Origin of the sequence: Halobacillus dabanensis (genome assembly GCF_900114165.1) — a bacterium.
GTDB lineage: Bacteria > Bacillota > Bacilli > Bacillales > Halobacillaceae > Halobacillus > Halobacillus dabanensis.
The window spans coordinates 237,797-257,461 of record NZ_FOSB01000002.1 but is presented as its reverse complement, the minus strand read 5'-3'; the positions used below and the strand labels follow the sequence as shown (position 1 = coordinate 257,461).

The 19,665-nt window shown below is 43.1% G+C and carries 19 protein-coding genes; 14 read left to right on the top strand and 5 right to left on the bottom strand.

Translation table 11 applies throughout. From position 1 onward, the window contains the following. Nucleotides 1-126 precede the first annotated feature (126 nt). Nucleotides 127-630 (bottom strand): YdcF family protein, encoded by a 504-nt coding sequence (locus BMZ58_RS04455; protein ID WP_075035357.1) that lies wholly within the window; start codon nt 628-630, stop codon nt 127-129. A 301-nt stretch (nt 631-931) separates the two neighbouring features. On the opposite strand from BMZ58_RS04455, the gene BMZ58_RS04450 reads away from it, so the two are divergent. Both BMZ58_RS04450 and BMZ58_RS04445 read left to right on the top strand, forming a co-directional pair. After that, on the top strand, nt 932-1,141 hold the full coding sequence (locus BMZ58_RS04450) for a YkvS family protein (RefSeq protein ID WP_075035356.1): 210 nt from the start codon (nt 932-934) through the stop codon (nt 1,139-1,141). Between the two features lie 407 nt (nt 1,142-1,548). Further along, complete coding sequence (locus tag BMZ58_RS04445) at nt 1,549-1,809, top strand: hypothetical protein (protein WP_075035355.1); 261 nt, start codon at nt 1,549-1,551, stop codon at nt 1,807-1,809. Between the two features lie 53 nt (nt 1,810-1,862). On the opposite strand, the gene BMZ58_RS04440 is transcribed toward BMZ58_RS04445, so the two are convergent. Further along, a complete protein-coding gene (locus tag BMZ58_RS04440; protein ID WP_075035354.1) occupies nt 1,863-2,918 on the bottom strand; it encodes an LCP family protein in 1,056 nt (351 codons plus the stop codon). A gap of 232 nt (nt 2,919-3,150) precedes the next feature. Between BMZ58_RS04440 and BMZ58_RS04435 the strand changes: the two genes are divergently transcribed. Beyond that, nucleotides 3,151-6,282: a chitobiase/beta-hexosaminidase C-terminal domain-containing protein gene (locus BMZ58_RS04435; RefSeq protein ID WP_075035353.1), complete on the top strand. Its 3,132-nt coding sequence runs from the start codon at nt 3,151-3,153 to the stop codon at nt 6,280-6,282. Nucleotides 6,283-6,391: 109 nt separating this feature from the next. On the opposite strand, the gene BMZ58_RS04430 is transcribed toward BMZ58_RS04435, so the two are convergent. Further along, on the bottom strand, nt 6,392-7,852 hold the full coding sequence (locus tag BMZ58_RS04430) for an APC family permease (protein WP_075035352.1): 1,461 nt from the start codon (nt 7,850-7,852) through the stop codon (nt 6,392-6,394). 390 nt (nt 7,853-8,242) lie between these two features. On the opposite strand from BMZ58_RS04430, the gene BMZ58_RS04425 reads away from it, so the two are divergent. Further along, the gene (locus BMZ58_RS04425) at nt 8,243-9,286 is read left to right on the top strand and encodes a glycosyltransferase family 4 protein (protein ID WP_075035351.1); all 1,044 of its coding nucleotides are present in this window, start codon (nt 8,243-8,245) and stop codon (nt 9,284-9,286) included. Nucleotides 9,287-9,477: 191 nt separating this feature from the next. Here the strand turns inward: BMZ58_RS04425 and BMZ58_RS04420 are convergent, their stop codons facing one another. After that, the gene (locus BMZ58_RS04420; RefSeq protein WP_075035350.1) at nt 9,478-10,467 is read right to left on the bottom strand and encodes an LCP family protein; all 990 of its coding nucleotides are present in this window, start codon (nt 10,465-10,467) and stop codon (nt 9,478-9,480) included. A gap of 14 nt (nt 10,468-10,481) precedes the next feature. Then, nucleotides 10,482-11,123: a YigZ family protein gene (locus BMZ58_RS04415; RefSeq protein ID WP_075035349.1), complete on the bottom strand. Its 642-nt coding sequence runs from the start codon at nt 11,121-11,123 to the stop codon at nt 10,482-10,484. A 374-nt stretch (nt 11,124-11,497) separates the two neighbouring features. Between BMZ58_RS04415 and BMZ58_RS04410 the strand changes: the two genes are divergently transcribed. The 10 genes from BMZ58_RS04410 (at nt 11,498) to flgK (ending at nt 19,655) form a co-directional block, all read left to right on the top strand. Next, nucleotides 11,498-12,637 carry a sensor histidine kinase gene (locus BMZ58_RS04410; RefSeq protein WP_075035348.1) on the top strand — a complete coding sequence of 380 codons (1,140 nt, stop codon included), beginning with the start codon at nt 11,498-11,500 and terminating at the stop codon, nt 12,635-12,637. A 171-nt stretch (nt 12,638-12,808) separates the two neighbouring features. Further along, nucleotides 12,809-13,486: a response regulator gene (locus tag BMZ58_RS04405; RefSeq protein ID WP_075035347.1), complete on the top strand. Its 678-nt coding sequence runs from the start codon at nt 12,809-12,811 to the stop codon at nt 13,484-13,486. A 68-nt stretch (nt 13,487-13,554) separates the two neighbouring features. Next, nucleotides 13,555-13,680 (top strand): hypothetical protein, encoded by a 126-nt coding sequence (locus BMZ58_RS21575; protein WP_279626115.1) that lies wholly within the window; start codon nt 13,555-13,557, stop codon nt 13,678-13,680. Between the two features lie 82 nt (nt 13,681-13,762). Continuing rightward, nucleotides 13,763-14,608 carry a DegV family protein gene (locus tag BMZ58_RS04400; RefSeq protein WP_075035346.1) on the top strand — a complete coding sequence of 282 codons (846 nt, stop codon included), beginning with the start codon at nt 13,763-13,765 and terminating at the stop codon, nt 14,606-14,608. Between the two features lie 65 nt (nt 14,609-14,673). Next, nucleotides 14,674-16,086, top strand: a complete 1,413-nt coding sequence (locus tag BMZ58_RS04395) for an ATP-dependent helicase ComFA (protein ID WP_244151492.1) — start codon at nt 14,674-14,676, stop codon at nt 16,084-16,086. Next, complete coding sequence (locus tag BMZ58_RS04390; protein WP_075035345.1) at nt 16,083-16,748, top strand: ComF family protein; 666 nt, start codon at nt 16,083-16,085, stop codon at nt 16,746-16,748. The genes BMZ58_RS04395 and BMZ58_RS04390 overlap by 4 nt, the downstream gene beginning before the upstream one ends. 75 nt (nt 16,749-16,823) lie before the next feature. Then, the gene (locus tag BMZ58_RS04385) at nt 16,824-17,237 is read left to right on the top strand and encodes a TIGR03826 family flagellar region protein (RefSeq protein ID WP_075035344.1); all 414 of its coding nucleotides are present in this window, start codon (nt 16,824-16,826) and stop codon (nt 17,235-17,237) included. 87 nt (nt 17,238-17,324) lie between these two features. Then, a complete protein-coding gene (gene flgM / locus BMZ58_RS04380) occupies nt 17,325-17,591 on the top strand; it encodes a flagellar biosynthesis anti-sigma factor FlgM (protein ID WP_075035343.1) in 267 nt (88 codons plus the stop codon). Nucleotides 17,592-17,603: 12 nt separating this feature from the next. Continuing rightward, nucleotides 17,604-18,095, top strand: coding sequence for a flagellar protein FlgN (locus BMZ58_RS04375; RefSeq protein WP_075035342.1), 492 nt, complete (start codon nt 17,604-17,606; stop codon nt 18,093-18,095). A gap of 18 nt (nt 18,096-18,113) precedes the next feature. Continuing rightward, complete coding sequence (flgK, locus tag BMZ58_RS04370) at nt 18,114-19,655, top strand: flagellar hook-associated protein FlgK (protein ID WP_075035341.1); 1,542 nt, start codon at nt 18,114-18,116, stop codon at nt 19,653-19,655. The last annotated feature ends 10 nt before the right edge of the window (nt 19,656-19,665 follow it).

Here is a 19,665-nt window from a genome sequence, read left to right as displayed (position 1 = left end):
TGTTAGATAAAATAGTGGCAGTTCCAGATAAATCCAGACTAATATTAGCAAGGTTACTAGTAGTTCTGGAAAAAACTTCCTCCCCGGCAAAAGGAAGGAAGTTCTACATATATGGGAGAGAGGTACTCACTCGAATAGTAAACGGATGGAATAGCCGATCATTTTCACATATTCATTGAATGTCATTTTCTCCTCATGTTCATTCAGTCCATCGGAAGGGTCGAAAAAGGATGAACTAAAGGAGTAGGTCAATTCTATTTCATTACCATAGATTGACTCGAACGTCATCTTTGTTCTGCGTGAGTGATAGTCACTCGTTACAACCAGCGCGGAGTCCCATTCATTTTCTTCCATAATATTTTTCGAAAACGTCGCATTTTCATATGTACTCTCCGCATGGGGTTCTTCGATGGCCGCTTCTCCCGGCACACCAAGAGAAACCGCTCTTTCTTTTGTCGTCTCGCTTTCTGTGGAATTGGTAAGAATCATTGTATCTGCAAGCCCCTCATTATATAAATCAGCTGCATGTTGTAATCGGTCCGCATTTCCGCTCAGCACAATGATCGCATCCACTTCAGAGGAAGGTTGGGGAGCGTCTTTTACAATCAAAAATTCAGGGCCCAACTTCATGACTATAACGATCCCTATTAGGAAAGAAAGGATGAAAATAATAAATAGAATAAGTAACGTTTTTTTTATTTTTCGAACAGGTAAAGCGATAACATCACATCCTCTTTCTTCAAAATTTTTCTATTAATCTTATATATCTCCACAGAATTTTTTTAAACCCCAAAGTATTTTGCTTGTATAATCTTGTCGAATTTAGTAACATATATTGTAAAAGTTTTGTTTGAATTGTTTGTTAATTTATTGTAATGTTTATTCAATTCAACCTAGTTGAAAATAAGGGAATGAGAAAGGGTAGAGAGATATGATACAACCGGATGATCGTATAGCAACACCAGGACAAATCGTAACCTTTGAGAGAAACGATATTACTTTTAAAGGCAGAGTCATCCCAAGCCAGTGCCAGCAGTCGGTTATAGTCGACTTGACGATTATGGAAAACTTAGATGAAATCGATTTCGAATACGATAGGACGGTTGTTGCTCATACTAACTATCGTATTATAGAAGAATGATGGCCGGTGCCCTTTCCTGTTCCAAGGTAAGGGCACTTAATTTTTATTGCCTTCCTTTAATTATAGAGGCAAGGCATTTCCATTCATATAGGGATAACCTTTTTACTTCTTGACTCTCTATAATAAAAAATTCCCCACCACTACCACTGCAGCATTTCACAAAAAAACTTCTCCTGCATGAACTTTGTTTCAAAAAAATTACAACATTACGTCTCCCCATTGTTACTAGCATACCAGCAACCTAAATAATTGAATATTACTAATCATAATGGGGTAAATATTTCCTGTGCGAGGAAATATTTACTAGTCATTTCTGCTGTTTTTAATAGAGGAACTTTTAATATATTATAAAAAGGGGAATTTTGTTTTTTATAGCCTTACACGTTTTACGAAAGGGTGTTAGACTAGTGCCACACTTAACTAAGCTTTTATTAGAACAAAATGAATGGTCTTTACCTGGTCGTTATAGTGTCCGAATAGACAGGACGATTGTGATCGAACCTTTAAGACAGCTAACAGAAGATACGTTCAAACAGATGTTGAATGTTCATGCAACCATCCATTCTATTGGGATTAAGAACAGCGAGGTTCCTTCCATTGAAAAGTATGATGGACCTTTTAGTTTCCAAAGAGTTAATGGTATATTGATTTTCAAACCGGTCTCTTAACAATTGTATACTTAAGAAAAAAGGACTTCCACAGCTGGAAGTCCTTTTTGTCGTTAATTATAATAATTAGTTTCTTCTTTATTTCCTATAGAAGGTTCTGTTAGTTCATCAGGAATCGGTAATTCCAATGCGTTTCTCAAATCAATTTGGACCTCTTTCAAGCTTTCCTCATCAGGTAAAAAGTAGTAAAGTCCATCATTCAGCCGAGTATTTTCCCCTTCTATTTCGATGGTTTCTGTATTTGATTCTTGAGATGAAAATGCCTTTTGTAAGCCGAGCATTTCTCTCGGGTTAAGGTTTGTGCTGACATTCTCCCCGACTACATCGGATAGTTCTCCTATTTTGAAAAGCGTGCCAGCAGAAAGTGCTTCATCAATACTTGCTTTAATGAATTGTCTCTGTCGTTCATCACGTGTGTAAGTTACGGCAACTTCCCTTTTCCTCATACGAACGAACGCCAGCGCTTCTTCCCCGCTCATATGCATGGGTCCTTCTTCAAACTCAATTTGTTTATAATAATCAACACTGCTTCTTTCCCAGAATCCTTCTTTTACATCTATGGTTATGCCACCCAATACATCAACAATTTCGATAAAGCCTTCAAAGTTGACGGTTGCGTATTTATCAATCGGAATATCGAGGAGTTCCTCTACGGTTTCAACAGTCAGCTTCTCTGCTCCATATCCACTTACCTCACCTAGCGAATAGGCAGCATTGATTTTATGGGAGCCTGCGTAATTTCTCCCCACTTTTGAAGCTGGGATATCGACCCTTGTATCCCGAGGAACACTCGTCATGGTCATTTTGTGTGTATCAGGGTTTAAAGTTAAAACAATTTGCGTATCCGCCCTTCCTGCTGACCCGTCTGTCGAATAATCTTCGACCCCCATAAGCAGGATGGATATCGGATCGCTCTGTGCATCGACAGCTTCTTCACGCAAATTGGATTTGTCCCCTCTATTTAAATCTTCAAAGGCAGCAGTATATACTTGGGAAACGTAATAGAACCCACCGCCAATTATTAATGTCAGTAAAAATAATAGGGCCGCGATCAACCGGAGTTTCTTTTTCTTTTTCCTTCTTCGCACCCTTACGATTCTTTTAGTCAAATGGACCACCTCATATTTTTAACCTCTCGACTTTATATTCTACCATAAATGAAAACAGACAGAAGATACCCTTCTTTCGTCATAGTTTCCGTAAACAAATTGTAAATATTAGTCATATTTACATGTGCCATAAGGAATATTTGGGAAATTTCACATCAAATGAATATACACTCTTTTCTGAATTCTATATACTGAGGGTGAATTTGATCTATTACGAAAGGGAGGAAAATTGATGAAGAAGCTATTTCATTTATCTCTAATTGTTACCCTGATTTTCAGTTATGTATTCATTCCGACATCTTCTGTCGATGCAGAAGAGACGAATGAGTTAATTTTCTCGGAATATGTGGAAGGATCGAGTTATAACAAAGCGTTAGAAATTTATAACGGGACGGGAGAAAGTGTCGATCTAGCGGATTACACGCTTGAGCTATATTCCAATGGTGATCAAACCCCTTCGGCTAGCTTGGATCTATCAGGTGAACTAGCGGATGGAGAAGTGTTTGTCGTCTCGAACAGTCGAGCTGGAGAAGATATTCTGGCTGTTACTGATGTAACAAGTGGTGTCGCCAACTTCAATGGCGATGATGTGGTAGTTATGAAAGACGAAAGCGGTGTCATAGACAGTATCGGACAAATCGGCAGTGAGGACGAATTTGGTACGGATGTAACACTTGTAAGAAATGCGGAAGTAACGACGGGGGATACAGACCCGAATGATTCTTTTTCCGTCAATGATGAATGGAATAGTTATTCTAAAGATACGTTCGAGTACCTTGGCAGCTATGAAATGCCAGAAGAAGAGGAAGCAGAATTACAAACCATTGCAGATGCACGTAATGCAGATGAAGGAGCCACTGTGCGCGTAGAAGGAGTCGTGACAGCTTCTTTTGAGGCAGGAGGACAAACGAACCTTTACATACAAGATGAAACAGCAGGTATCATTGTTCGTGCGCCTGGCCTGGATATTCAACCTGGCGATCGTGTTCAAGCTCAAGGAGAAATGGACGATTATAATGGGATGGCTCAAATCATGACAGCTTCTGCTAATGTGGAAGTAGTGGAAAGTGGAGTGGGCACCCCCTCACCGGAAGTCGTTGAAGCAAGCCAATTCTCTTCCGATGGAGAAGATCTGGAAGGGGAATTTGTCCAAGTTGAGAACGTAGAGGTTATGGATAAAAACCAATATGGGGAATTTACGGTTCAAGATAATAGTGGAACTTTTATTGTCAGCCCGCAAGAGGAAGAATTAATAGAAGTGGGAGACACTTTTGAACAAGTAAAAGGTGTTGTCAATTACAGTTTTGGAAAGTATGAACTGATTCCAAGGTCGAAATCAGACTTGATTGAAAAAGTTTTTGCGGTAACGGCTTACCCGGAGAGCGGTTCTGTCCTACAGGGAACAGAAATCGTTTTAAATACTGCAGAGCCTAACGCTTCTATTCATTATACATTGGATGGAACACAACCGAACGCAGAAAGCAAAGAATACGATACACCAATTGAAATAACGGAGGATACAACAGTAAATGCTGTGGCTGTCCGTGAGAATGGTGAAATGAGTGAAGTTGCAACGTTCGATTATAAAGCTCTGAAGCCTTTAGATGACCTTGAAATTCACGATATCCAGGGAGCTGCTCATACATCCCCGTATGAAGGAGCAACCGTTGAAGATGTCGAAGGGATTGTCACGAAGCTTGATGGCAACAATGGGTTTTATATGCAATCTCTGAATCCAGATGATGACATCAAAACATCGGAAGGGATTTATGTATACAAGAGATCCTCCGAAGTAGAGGTGGGGGATGTTGTTACGACAACAGGTGAAGTTACCGAATATCGCGAAGAAGGTTATTACGATGCTGCAGATCTGTTGACAACTCAAATTAGTGCAAACGAAGTAACGGTTGAGTCATCCGACCAATCCTTGCCTGAACCAGTGGTCATTGGAGTAGATCGTGAGCAACCGACAGAAGTAATCGAGGATGATCAATTCGATTCGTTTGATCCAACTGCAGATGGAATTGATTTTTATGAAAGCCTTGAAGGTATGCTCATTGAGCTTCCGGATCCACAGGTAACGGGGCCAGTCAAATATGAAGAGCTTCCTGTTTATGTAGAAACAAGTGATGACCAGGAGTTTACAAGAGCGGGAGGATTGTTAATTTCTCCAGAAGATTACAATCCAGAACGCATGCTTATTGATGTCGATGGGTTAGATGTGAACGCTAAGACAGGTGATTATTTCAACGAATCCATCACCGGTGTTGTCAGTTATGACTTTAGTAACTACAAGATCCGTGTGGCTGATGATTTGCCTGAGCTTCAAGATGGGGGCACAGAAAGGCAGTCGGCGAAACTGAAAAGCTTGAAACCGAAAATGACTGTCGCTACGTATAACGTGGAGAATTTCCATGCAGGGACAGATCCTGAAAAGGTAGATAAAATTGCAGAATCTATCGTAGAGAATTTGAATACTCCCGATGTCGTAGGGCTGGTGGAAGTGCAAGACAATAATGGACCGACAGATGACGGAACTGTCGCAGCGAATGAAAGTTATCAAACATTAATAGATGCGATCGTTGAAGCAGGTGGACCAGAATATGAGTTTACAGACATTGCACCAGAAGATAAAGAGGATGGTGGACAGCCAGGTGGTAATATCCGTGTCGGCTTCATCTACAACCCGGAACGTGTCTCATTAACGGACAAACCGAGTGGTGATGCCACCACAGCTGTCGACGTAGACGAAAATGGACTGACGAAAAACCCGGGCCGTATCGATCCTGCAAATGAAGCGTTTGATGATTCCCGAAAATCATTGGCGGCAGAATTTGAATTCAACGGTGAAAAGGTTGTTGTTGTCGCCAACCACTTTAATTCAAAAGGTGGAGATGATGCGTTGTTCGGTGCGAATCAACCTGTCGTACTTGGTAGTGAAGAACAACGTTTGGAACAAGCGAAAGTGTTGAATGACTTTGTAGACAAAGTGGAAAATCGTATGGACAATCCGAATGTAGTCGTGCTCGGTGACTTGAATGACTTTGAATTTTCCGCACCGGTGGAGACGCTTAAAGGTGACGTACTGACGAACATGATGGAAGAACTGCCGGAGGAAGAGCGATATACGTACATTTATCAAGGAAACTCCCAAGTACTTGACCACATTCTTGTCAGCGATCACTTGGCTAAACGGACGAAAGTGGAGACCGTAAATATCAATGCCGACTTTTCGGAAGCGGATGGTCGTGCGAGTGACCATGATCCTGTTCTCGCACAAATCCATCTGAAAAAGTCGAAACAAGGACCTCCCGCATGGGTGAAGAAGAAGTCCAAACAAGGACCGCCAGCTTGGGTCAAGTAATATAATGGCTCAACCCATAAAAAATCCCCGCCATCAGCGGGGATTTTTTGTATGGAGCCAAGAAGTCCATACTCGCAAGAGCTTTGGGTAGGTAAGGAAACCTTAGCTTTTATATTTCTTCCTTTTCTAGAATCAAATAGTTCATTTCTTTACGTTCAATGCTGTTATAACGTTTAGAGTTGAGTAGGTAAAAAACGACGCCAATGAGTATCCAGATGAGAAGGGCGATGTAAGATTCCCGTCCGAGGGATGCCGGCGACCATGGAAGTAACAATAGCACTAAGAACCCAAGCGAGCTGATCATTCCGATCAAGGATAACAGTTTCTTTCCTGGAGCTATCGTCTTATCTGAATCATTGGCCTTTTCTCCATCTGACCAACGGAAAAACTTGTAGGCTGTCGCTGTACAGAAGAAATAAGCAATGGCGACACCAGTGGATGACATATCGACAACCCATAATAACGCCTGCCTGCCGAACCATGGTGCAATTAAGCAAATCGCCATCGTAAACAGAATGCCGACATATGGTGTTTTATATTTGGGATGCAGCTGTCGGAAAATATCAGGGAGAATTCTTGCTCTTCCCATGGCAAAAGTGAGACGGCTTGATGAAATGTAAAATCCATTCAGTCCTGTGAAAATACCCATGCAAACAGCGATTGCAATGATGAATACTCCTGCGCGTCCGAGGTAGCTTTCGATCGCATCTCCTGTGCCCCAAACGGACTGTGTCTGATTGATTTGCGTGAGCAACTGTTGCCAGGGCATGGTGCTTGCTGTAATCAAAATCATCGCACTATACGCTAAACCTGCTGCGAGAAGGGACCAAATAATAAGTCCGAAAGCTTTTTTCGGTTCAAATTTGAACTCCTCTGCCGCTTGCGGAATATTATCAAAACCTACATAGGCGAATGGTGCAATAGCAAGAATGGTCAAAATGGAAGCCAAGGCTGTCTGCTCTGGATTGAAGGCAGGTGTAATGTGAGTGATACTTGGCCCCTCTGTGAAAATCGCTCCCACTGCAAGCAGTGTTATACCTAAAATGAGAATGAGACTGAAGACGAATTGTGTTTGTCCTGAAAAGCTCGCTCCACGAATGTTCAACCACGCAAACAAAATTAAAGCAAGGCTTGCGATTGCGATTTGGATGATGGACACTTCATATCCTGCAACGGTGTACATGTTTCCTGTACGGACAAGGTCAGGAAAAAGGAATTTAGCAAGCAATGCCAGGGCTGAAGCATTTAATGCGACGATGCAAATATAACCAAGGGTTAAAAACCAACCGGCCATAAACGCAAATTTTCGACCGAATCCTATGTAAGCATAGGCGAACTCTCCACCAGTGACGGGGAATTTTTCGATGAGGAAACCATAACTGACCCCGATGACCATCATTAACGCAGCCCCTAACAAAATGCCGATGACTACTCCAAGAGGTCCAGCTTGTCCGATCCAGTCTGTTGGTAATACAAAAGCACCCCAGCCGATGGCGGACCCGAAGGCGATTGCCCACACCCAATGTGGCTTCAGTGATTTTTCTAATTTTTTTCTCTCTCTCATGGACATGAATTGTATCCTCCCAGGTTGTGTGAAAAAGTAATTATTAAAATTTTCCTTCGTGTATAAATAATTCCAAATCTTCTGTTATAATCACAGAAGATGTAAATTTATGACGAAAGAAGACATTTTATCATGGCCTTTGTCATTTATTCAAATGATTCTGTTTAGCGATTTTTGTAAGGGAATGCGATATTTTACATAAAAATGTTTCAAAGGTAGAGGGAGGGGTTAATGAAAAAGTAACCAAATCGTTATAATCAAAAAGGTTTTCTTGTGATATAATTTTTTACGGTTAATATGCAACGAGACGATGACGTTTATACAGACAAATATGGAAATTATATATCAGCTTATGACTTGTAGGAGAGGACATAATAAACCTGAGGGAGGGTCTTTATGGAGTATAAGGCCTTGCTATTTTGCTTGATCGCTTCCATTCTGGTCACACCGATCGTCAAGAAAATAGCAGTTAAAATCGGTGCGACAGATCAACCGAACTATCGTAAGGTACACAAAAATGTCATGCCGCGGTTAGGCGGTTTAGCCATATACCTTAGTTTTGCTGCAGGGACGTTATTCTTTTTCCCGGAAAGCAAATACACGTGGCCAGTACTATTAGGTTCGACGATTATAATTGTGACAGGGGTCCTTGATGATTTAAAAGAACTGTCAGCTAAAGTTAAACTTGGTGGACAATTATTAGCAGCAGCCGTTGTTGTCATCGGTGGTGTCCAAGTAGAATTCATCAACTTACCATTCGGTGGTCAATTGGATTTTGGATATATGAGCATTCCAATCACGATTTTGTGGATTGTCGGAATTACAAATGCCATCAACCTCATTGATGGGTTGGATGGATTAGCCGCAGGAGTATCAGCGATTGCGCTGTTAACTATTTCTGGTATGGCGATTACTATGGGGAATGTTTTTGTCGTGTTCGCTGGATTAATGATGTTGGGAAGCACTGTAGGTTTTCTTGTTTATAACTTTTACCCTGCGAAAATCTTCATGGGGGATACAGGTGCGCTCTTTTTAGGATTCATGATCAGTGTTCTTTCTTTACTTGGTTTCAAAAACGTCACATTATTTTCTCTAATCATTCCTGTTATCATTCTTGGTGTACCGATTTCGGACACGTTGTTTGCCATCGTAAGAAGAGTCGTCCACCGGAAGCCGCTTTCAGCTCCGGATAAGTCACATTTGCATCACTGTTTGTTGAATTTAGGATATAGTCACCCGGAATCTGTTTTGATGATTTATGCGGTAAGTGCTTTATTCAGCTTAGCTGCCGTCATTTTTTCACAGGCGACGATGTATGGGGCTTTGATTGTTATTGCGATGCTCGTGCTTATGATTGAAATGATTGTCGAGATGACAGGATTGGTCGGAAAAGATTATAAACCGATTCTCAATATGATTCGTGGTTATCGTGAAAAGTAATCACCAAAAAACGTTGTCCTTTAAGGGCAACGTTTTTTTTATGGTAGTTGAAAAGTGATAGAGGTGTGGGAATTTACCGGGGAGGCATCATTGTGTAAGCAAGTACGCTAAAGGGAAGGAGATCCATTCAAAAAGGAAAAAGCATCTATGCCAAAAAGCGGGAGTCTCGCACTCCCGCGGATAAAAGATGATTACATGGAGTCATCTTCTGGAGCTTCTTCTGAGGCGAGGGGTTTTTCAAGTCCCAAGTGAGCTTTCAGTTGGTCTGTGGTCTCTTGGATGCTTTCTTCGTCCAGTTGATAGTACCAGCCATTTCCGGTGAAGCCTCCCTCACCCTGGAGTTGCATTTCATCGAAAGTAAACCCTTCTTTTTGAAGAAAATAATCTTTGAATGTAATCATTTCATCAAAGGTTAGATTTGTGCTCATATGCTCGTTTACTGAAGCGAGTATGTCGTCAAAGTTATTCAACCCCCGGGATGACATCGCCTCCCGGAAAATTTGCTGTATGATTTCCATTTGTCTTTCCCCACGAGCTAAATCACTATCTTGTTTTCGTGTCCGGGCTAAGGCCAGGGCCTGCTCTCCATTCAGTGTTTGAGTTCCTTCATCCAATTCGATTGCACCTGCCTGGTCCGAACTGTTTTGTTCCGTCAGTTCATATGGGACGTCATAGGTAATACCACCGATGGAATCGACAATTTCTACAAAGGACTGGAAATTCAGACGGACGTAATAGTCGACCGGTACATCCAGCATGCGCTCGACGGTTTCGACGGATGCATCAACCCCTCCGAAGGCATGAGCATGAGCGATTTTATCTTCATACCCCACCTCTGGGATATACGTCAAGGAATCACGAGGGATATCGAGCATTTTTATCGATTTATCGTCTTCGTTGAATGTCGCCAGGATTAGTGCATCTGATCGAGAGGTAGTTTCTGACCTTTTTTCACTATCGTCCACCCCAATAAATAACACAGAGGTATGATCTTGAGCAGGATTCACCTCTTCTGTTCTTTTGTCAGACTTCCCGCCACGGTCTAATTCCTGATGTGACTCTGTGGCAGTTTCTTTGACTTGATCGGTCAGGTAGCCGGCATAACCAGCGGCCGCACCAATTCCAATAAGGACAATAAAGACTATTGTCCAAATGAAAACGGTTCGCTTCCGGCGTATCATATGAGCAGTCTCCTTTACTCAGTTGTGACATCAAATTCTACGTAGGGAGAATCCCCTTTTTCTATGACAGCTTGACCACTAGTCAAGTCGGTCATCCAGTTTTCGAATTCTTCTTCTTCACCGCTTTCTACGTATACTATTAATTCCACATTTTCTAAGTAATTAACCGTCTCCAATGTGTACTTCGAGTTTCTGACCTCATTTTCAACTTTTCCAAGCTGGTGGTATTCGATTTTCACTTTCATTTCCTGCATCAATTGGCGTTTGACGACCCCTGTGGTATCAATTGCTGCAGAGGTAGTAGAGCCATAGGCACGAATAAGACCGCCAGCTCCGAGTTTTATACCGCCGAAGTAGCGGGTCACGACGACTGCTGTGTCTTTCAGCCCTCTTTTTTTCAAAACTTCCAGCATTGGTACACCGGCAGTCCCGCTCGGTTCACCGTCATCATTCGCTTTTTGTATAAGATCATGCTCGCCGATCATATAGGCAGAGCAATTATGTGTAGCATCATGATGTTTCTTTTTGATTTGTTGAATGAAATCCTGTGCTTCTTGTTCGGTTTCACAGCGCTTCACATAACCGATGAAGCGTGATTTCTGTATGGTGATTTCTTCTGATCCTTCCGGTTTTACGGTATAATAGCTTTCTAACATGTTTTGAAAACCTCCTAAGTTTTCATTATATCGACGGGCCAAAAAAACGGCAAATGGATTGATCTTAATTCACTAGCGCCCTGCAATATTCCTTAGTTCCGTGACTGATGAATGGAGCAGGTGGTTGGGGAAATAACTCACTTTCCGTGGGAGTACGGTGAGCCTCTTTAGACTTCGTCTTGCGGGGTCTCACCTAGTACTCTAATCCCACAGGAGTCTCGCCATTTCCTGGAGGCCTTTCTCTCACAAATGTCTCGGAATCGAGGCTTATTTTACTAGAGGACTTTTAAATATATAGAAATTCATAAGAAAACCCCCATAAAAGGACATGGGACTTACGAATGATTATGTGAATATTGATGGAGGGACTAATGATGAGTGTACAAAAGAATGGGGATATCGCCCTTGACCATATTATTGGCGAAATGGTTGATACCGTCACCAACAGTAAAGATGAAATTTTTCAAATTGGTGAAGAATCCCGCACTGAATTCGAAAAACTGAATAAAGATTTGACGGAGACCAAAAAGCAGGTCCTCTCGCTCATTGACGAGGGAGACAAGCTTGAGCAAAAAGTACGGTCCTCCCGAATGCGCTTATCAGAAGTCAGCAAACAATTCCAGAAGTATTCAGAAGAAGAAATTCGTAAAGTGTACGAACAAACTCATGGATTACAAATGGATTTATCCATGAAGCGTGAAAAAGAAAAGCAGCTGCGTGAGCGGAGAGATGATTTAGAGCTACGGTTAAAGAACTTAGAGGAAACCATCGGACGGGCAGAAGCTTTAGGTGGGAAAATCTCGATCGTACTCAACTATTTGACCGAAGACTTCAGACATGTGAGTGATGCGCTGGAAGATGCGAAAGAAAAACAGGAATTCGGTTTGCAGATTATCGAAGCTCAAGAAGAAGAACGCAGACGATTGTCCCGTGAAATCCATGATGGTCCTGCACAGATGCTGGCAAATGTAATGCTAAGGTCTGATTTAGTGGACAGGACCTACCGGGAACGCGGGATTGAAGAGGCGATGCAGGAAGTGAAAAGCGTCCGGTCACTCGTTCGGTCTGCGCTCTATGAAGTGCGGAGAATCATTTATGATCTGCGTCCAATGGCCCTGGATGATCTCGGGCTGATTCCTACGTTGAAAAAGTATCTAGCGACGATTGAAGATTACAACAAAGAAACACACATCGCTTTTACATCCTTCGGAAAAGAACGGAGATTGGAGTCTAAATATGAAGTTGCTCTATTTCGTTTAGTTCAAGAGTCCGTTCAAAACGCTGTCAAACACGCAGAGGCATCAGAAATCAAAGTGAAAGTAGAAATGAAGGCTGAAGCCACAACGATCATCGTGAAAGATGATGGAAAAGGATTCGACACAACTAAAAAGAAAGAGAAATCCTTTGGCCTTGTCGGAATGAGGGAACGCGTCGACATGTTAGACGGAGAACTTCATATCGATTCAAGTGTCGGGGAAGGGACAATTGTCACGATTCACTTGCCGATAAATTGATATTTCAACGAATATCTATGTAAATGGACGTGAATCGTTTATAATAGGATATAGGATTAGGGTAGATTCACTTTTCTAAAAAAATAAAAAAAGAGTGAACAATAGAGAGAAAAAGAATAGGTTAGGGGACTGAAAAACCATTCTATGTAAGAGAAACAGGAGGAAATGACCATGACGACCAGAATAGTCTTGATTGATGATCATAAATTATTCCGTGAAGGTGTAAAAAGGATTTTAGATTTCGAATCCAGTTTCGAAGTGGTTGCAGAGGGTGACGATGGAGATACAGCCCTTCATATTATTGAACAGCACATGCCGGATGTCGTTTTAATGGACATCAATATGCCGAGCATGAACGGTGTAGAGGCAACTGCGGAAATCGCAAAACGCTATCCGGAGATGAAAGTCATCATTCTATCCATTCATGATGATGAAAACTATGTGACGCATGCGCTGAAAACAGGGGCTCAAGGATATCTGTTGAAAGAGATGGATTCCGATGCTTTGATAGAGGCGATCAAAGTTGTGAGCGCAGGTGGTTCATACCTGCACCCGAAAGTGACCCACAACTTAGTGGCTGAATATCGCCGCTTATCGGAGAGTAACGGAAGCAGTGCTTATCGTACGATTGAATATCGCAAACCATTGCACTTGCTTACGCGTCGGGAATGCGAAGTGCTGCAACTGTTGGCGGACGGAAACAGCAATCGTGGCGTAGCGGAAGCTCTTTACATCAGTGAGAAAACAGTCAAAAACCATGTGAGTAACATCCTCCAAAAAATGAATGTTAACGATCGTACACAAGCCGTTGTAACAGCAATTAAAAATGGCTGGGTCGAAGTTATCTAAATAAATTCAACCAGGGCTGTTCTTTAAGGTATAGAAAGATATACCTTAAAGAACAGCCTCTTTTTTATGTGCAGAAGCGGAAATGGAATAAAATGGTGTACCAGGTCATCCAATATTTGGATGACTTGGTACACCACTTTAAGACATCTGACGACTATTCTTCTAGTTTGTTGGTGCATTGTGTGATGGCTTGATGTAAAATAGAAGGCAGAGAATACCAGAAATACTCTTACATAATATTCATAGAAAAGATTACAAACTTAAGGAGTTGATCGGGTGAAAACAGCGGTCATTACCGACAGCACGGCTTACCTTCCGAGAGACATAAGAAAAGCAAAACATATACATATGGTTCCGTTGAACGTTATCTTCGGAGAGGAATCTTATCAAGAAGAAATTGATATCAATGCCGACGATTTCTTCGACATGGTCAAAGAGGGAGGAACTCTTCCAAAGACATCTCAACCGTCAATCGGGATTATGACCAAGAAATTGGAAGAGCTCGCCGAGGACTATGATGCAGTCATATCGATCCATCTTTCCAGCGGAATCAGTGGTACCTATCAGGCGATGGTGACGGCAGGGGAAATGGTGGAAGAAATCGATGTGCTTGTCTTTGATTCGGAAATCAGCTGTTACATGCAAGGATTTTACGCTTTGGAAGCAGCGGAACTTGCCAACAATGGCTCGACACCAGATCAGATTATTTCCCGCCTGAACGAAATGAAGAAATCGATGAACGCTTACTTTATGGTCGATGATCTCAGTCATCTGCAGCGCGGTGGCCGTCTGAACGGTGCACAGGCGTTTGTCGGGAGCTTGCTTCAAGTGAAACCTGTGCTTCACTTTGTTGATACGAAAATCGTCCCATTTGAAAAAATCCGCACAAGGAAAAAAGCGATCAAGCGCATTCTTTCCCTTTTTGAAGAAACGATAGAAGAGGGCGGAACCTACAAGGCATGCCTCATTCATGCGAACCGTCCGCAGGAAGCGGCAGAACTTAAGAAAGAACTGGAAGATAGACATGATAATGTTGAAGTTGTGCTCAGCTACTTCGGCCCTGTGATTGCAACCCACCTCGGGGAAGGCGCCATAGGTCTTGGCTGGTATCGTCATTCCTGAAAAAATAGAGCCTGTTTGTGAGACTCAAGCAGGCTCTATTCTTAGATAGGATGGTGAATAAATTAATGAATCTATTACGAAGTAACACTACGACCGATTACTCCTGGATTCCTCAACATCATACACCCCATCGTTACCCTCAATTCGCCGGAAAACTCCTTCTCCGTCAAGAAATTCCGTTAAGTGATGAACAGATCGATCACCTTGTCACCTCTTCTGTTTTTACAAAAGTAGATAGTATCGAGCCTCACTTGTGGGGCCACCGCTGCCGTCGTTGCGGGAACAAGGCCTCCCATCTTTTCGGCCTCATGCCTCATACCTCCTGTAAAAAGGAATGCCGGTATTGCCGGTCCTGTATTCAAATGGGCCGCGTACTCGAATGTGAGCCTCTCTATGTCGGGAGTTCCTATGTGAGTTGGACAGCCCATGAAAATCCGTGCGCATGGCAAGGGAAACTGACTGTGTACCAACAAAATGCTGCCGATCAACTCGTAAACCTTGTAGAAAAAGGAGCGGGAGAGAAACTGGTGTGGGCGGTATGTGGTGCAGGAAAAACGGAGATGCTTTTTCCTGCGATTACAAAAGCACTGGAGACAGGGAAGCGGGTCTGCCTTGCGACACCGCGTACCGATGTCGTGCGCGAGTTGCTTCCGCGCTTTCAAAAAGCATTTCCAGAAGTGCGTATGCAGGCTCTATATGGGGATAGTCCAGACAAAACTGGTGATGCGCCATTGATATTAGCGACGACGCACCAACTTCTCCGTTATGGCCGGGCATTCGACGTGATGATTGTCGATGAAGTGGATGCTTTTCCATTTCATAATGACGAATCGCTTCACTATGCCTGCAAGCGCGCGGCGAAAATGGACGCCTCCATCATTTATCTCACCGCAACACCGAGGAAAGTTCAGAAGAAAAGGATGCGCAAAAAAGAGCTGCCGGTCGTTTTTGTACCGAAACGGTTTCACGGTCATCCTCTCCCTGTCCCCCAACTAAAACTCACTCCCACCCTTCATCGTTTCTTGAAAAAGGGTGAACTCCCACCGAAACTTTTGAAACAGATTGCCGAACAGCAAACCTCTCCCCGCCAATTGCTGCTCTTTCTTCCTTCGATAAAAAAAGCGGAGGAAATGGCGCTCCTTCTTAAAGGAAAAGGGTATACAGTAGAAGCGGTCCATGCGGAAGATATAGACCGTGCCGAAAAAATAGCAGCGTTCCGAAAGAAAAAGTATCGTGTGCTTGTAACGACAACGATTCTAGAACGCGGAGTAACCTTTCCATCTGTTGACGTATTTGTAATCGATGCCGGACACGGGGTGTTTGATGAAGCAGCACTTGTCCAAATCGCTGGCAGAGCAGGAAGGAGTCATGACGATCCAACAGGAAATGTTCATTTTTATCATATCGGTAAAACGGATGCACTGCTCAATGCTATCGAATCCATAGAGTACATGAACCGTTTGGGTCGAAACACATGAGATGTCTTATCTGTCATGAAGAAATCATTCCTGAGGTCTCATGGGTGACGTTTTGGAAGCCACCTGTTGAAATTAAAATGTGTGGTGATTGTCGGGCTGCCTTAGAAAAAATCGATGGTCCCTGTTGTCCGGTTTGTCATCGGCCAGATCACAAAGGTGTATGCAGGGATTGTGAACAATGGAGCGATACTCAATTTGGAACGTTTGATAAAAATGTGGCGGTCTTTCGTTACAATGAATTCGGCAAAAAATTCGTGGCGCGCTGGAAGTACCGGGGAGACTATGTTTTGTTTCAAGCCATTAAAAAGGAAATACAAAGGAAGTGGGAAATGACAGGGGTTGAAAAACATATCATTGTTCCCGTTCCCCTAAGTAAACAGAGAGAAGCGGAAAGAGGGTTCAACCAGTCGGAAGCGATCATTTTAGCTTTAGCGAAAGAACCAATAAGCCTTTTTGATCGGCTGCATAGCGAAAAACAATCAAAACGAGGAAAAAAAGAGCGGATGCAGTCCGAAAATCCATTTATATTAAGACGCCCTGTTCATGAATCTGTAGTTATAGTCGATGACATTTACACAACAGGAAGGACGGTGCGCCATATGGCGTCTAGATTACGGGAGTACGGCTGTCCTTCCGTGTCCTCTTTCACGATTTTTCGCTGAATGTGCGCTAGGACTTTTGAATCTGTATATTCCTGCCGATATAATAGAAAAAGAGATACATTGGGGGAAGAAGAGATGGGGAGTTTAGCCAATTGCTCACGTTGTAAAGGATTATTTGTGAAAGGGACGACTTCTGTGTGTCCGGCGTGTAAAAAGGCGGAGGAGAAAGATTTTCAAACAGTTTATGCCTATTTGCGCAAGAAGGTGAACCGGACAGCGACAGTAACCCAGATAGAGGAAGATACAGGCGTTTCAGAGAGGCAAATCCGTCAATTTGTAAAACAGAAGAGACTGCACCCGGCGCAATTTCCCAATTTGGACTATGGTTGTGAAAAGTGTGGCAGCCCGATTCGAGAGGACCGTTTGTGTGCTGATTGTCGAGAAACGCTTCATAAAGGATTGCAAGCGCAAGAACGTAATGAGGCTTTGGAGGCTAGGAAAGAGGAACGGGAAAGAGAAAAGAGCAACAGGACTTATTATTCATGGTGAAATGAATCTTAAGCAGCATTTATATCTTCCTCACCTGTGCCGATATAATATTTAATAATAGTACGGTATGAAAATGAGGTGATTCATATGAAAATCAATGGACCGAATCAAACGAATCTCAATCCCTATCAAAAACAAATCAACAAGCAAACAGAAATGGGAACGAAGAAACAACAGAAGGATAAAATTGAGATATCAGAAACAGCGAAACAGATGCAAGAATCAGGTAAAAGCAATTCGGTACGTCAAAAGCTTGTCGAACAAGTGAAAACAGATATTGAATCGGGAAACTATCAAGTGGACTCGAAGGCGACAGCAAAGAAGATGCTGGACTTCTGGTCGAATAAAAGCTAGAGGAGAATCAGCATGACGATCGATACGATCATCACTCATATGAATCAGCTGAAACAGTTGCATGACAGCCTTTTTTCCTTATCAAAAAAGAAAACGGAAGCCTTGAAAACCAATGATATAGAAGGCATCCAGCAGCTGTTGACGCAAGAACGGAAGCACGTCCAGGCGATCGGAAAAATCGAAAAGCAAAGAGCACAAACAGTAGCGCAATGGTCTCAAGGCCAAGGACACCCTACAGCGGAACCGACGGTGTCTGAGATCCTCGAAGTGCTACAAGGGGAAGGAAAGGCCAGGCTACAGGATTCCTATGAAGGGCTCATTCTTGTATTAGCCGACTTGAAACAGCAGGAGAAATTGAATGCTGATTTGACTCAACAGTCGCTGCAGTTCGTAAACATGTCTCTTGATCTGCTTCAACCATCGCTTCAGTCGTTGAATTACGGTGGTCAGCAAGGTCCTTCTGGTAATCAGTCCAAACGGTCCGTTTTCGATTCAAAAGCATAATGCAGAGGAGCAACAGCTATGTCATCAACTTTTCACGGATTGGAAGTGGCCAAGCGTGGTCTTTTCACTCAACAATCCGCTTTATATACAACAGGACATAATATATCAAATGCCAATACCGAGGGCTATACGAGGCAGCGTGTCAATTTTGAACAGACAGGTCCTTATCCACCGGCCTCAAGAAACCGTCCGGAGATTCCAGGTCAAGTCGGGAGCGGTGTGGAAGCAGGCTCGATTGAACGGGTAAGAGTCGGATTCCTGGACCAGCAGTATCGTGGCGAAAGCAGTAAATCCGGATACTATGATGCTCGCTCTGAGGCTTTAGGAAGGTTGGAAAGTGTCATGAACGAACCTTCTGATGATGGTCTTGCGAAGACGATGGACCGCTTTTGGCAATCATTACAGGACTTGTCTGTCAATCCGGAAGACTCTGGTGCGCGCTCTGTTGTGCGTCAACGCGGCCAAGCCGTAGCAGAAACGTTCAACTACCTATCGAACACAATCCAATCGATGCAGAAGGACGTCAAAACAGAGGTCGGTGTCACGGAAAAAGAAATCAATTCATTGGCCAATCAGATCAATAACGTCAACCAGCAAATCGCTGAAGTGGAACCGCACGGAATGGTACCGAACGATTTGTATGATGAACGTGATCGGTTGGTGGATCAATTATCGCAGCATGTAAATATCGAAGTGAAATACGAAGATACCCCTTCCTCTGCTGATCCACTGGCTATGGGGAAAGCGAGCATTTCGATCGTCGGTAACGATGGACAAGCCCTGGACCCAGAAGCAAAGCTTGTCGATGGAGCAGCAAATGAAGTGAACACACTGAAGGTCAATTATGACGATGGGGAAGTTCACGCTAGCAGCATCCAGGTTGGAGATAGTGCTTCTTATGCTATTAACGACTTTTCTTCCCAAGGTAAATTGAAAGGTTTGGTTGATTCTGGTGGCTATATGGAAGGCGATGAGAAAAAAGGTAGCTATTCGCAAATGCTCTCCGATTTGGATAGGATGGCGACAGGCTTTGCCCGGGAATTCAACAATGTCCATACCCAAGGGGAATCCTTGAATAGTATCGAAAACGGGGATGAGGTTCCCAACTTTTTCAACATTGATATGGAAGCAGAAGGAGTTATCGAAGGTGTAGCAGGCACTCTTGATTTGACTGATGAAATCAAAGCAGACGGGGATCATATTGCCGCAGCAGTCTCGGACCAAGCCGGTGACGGTGAAAATGCTGCGAATTTAGCGGATGTGCAAAATGAACCGAATGAGGTCTTTGGTGAAGAAACATCGATGAACAGCTATTATGAATCGATGATTGGCACAATGGCTGTCGAGACGCAGGAAGCGGAACGGATGTCACGAAACGCAGGAGCGCTCAAAGGATCTGTCGATGAACAAAGGCAATCGGTCAGTTCTGTCTCATTGGATGAAGAAATGTCGAACATGATCAAATTCCAACACGCGTATAACGCAGCGGCAAGGAATATTACGGTCGTCGATGAAATGCTTGATCGGATCATCAATCAAATGGGACGAGTAGGAAGGTAGGTGAATGACG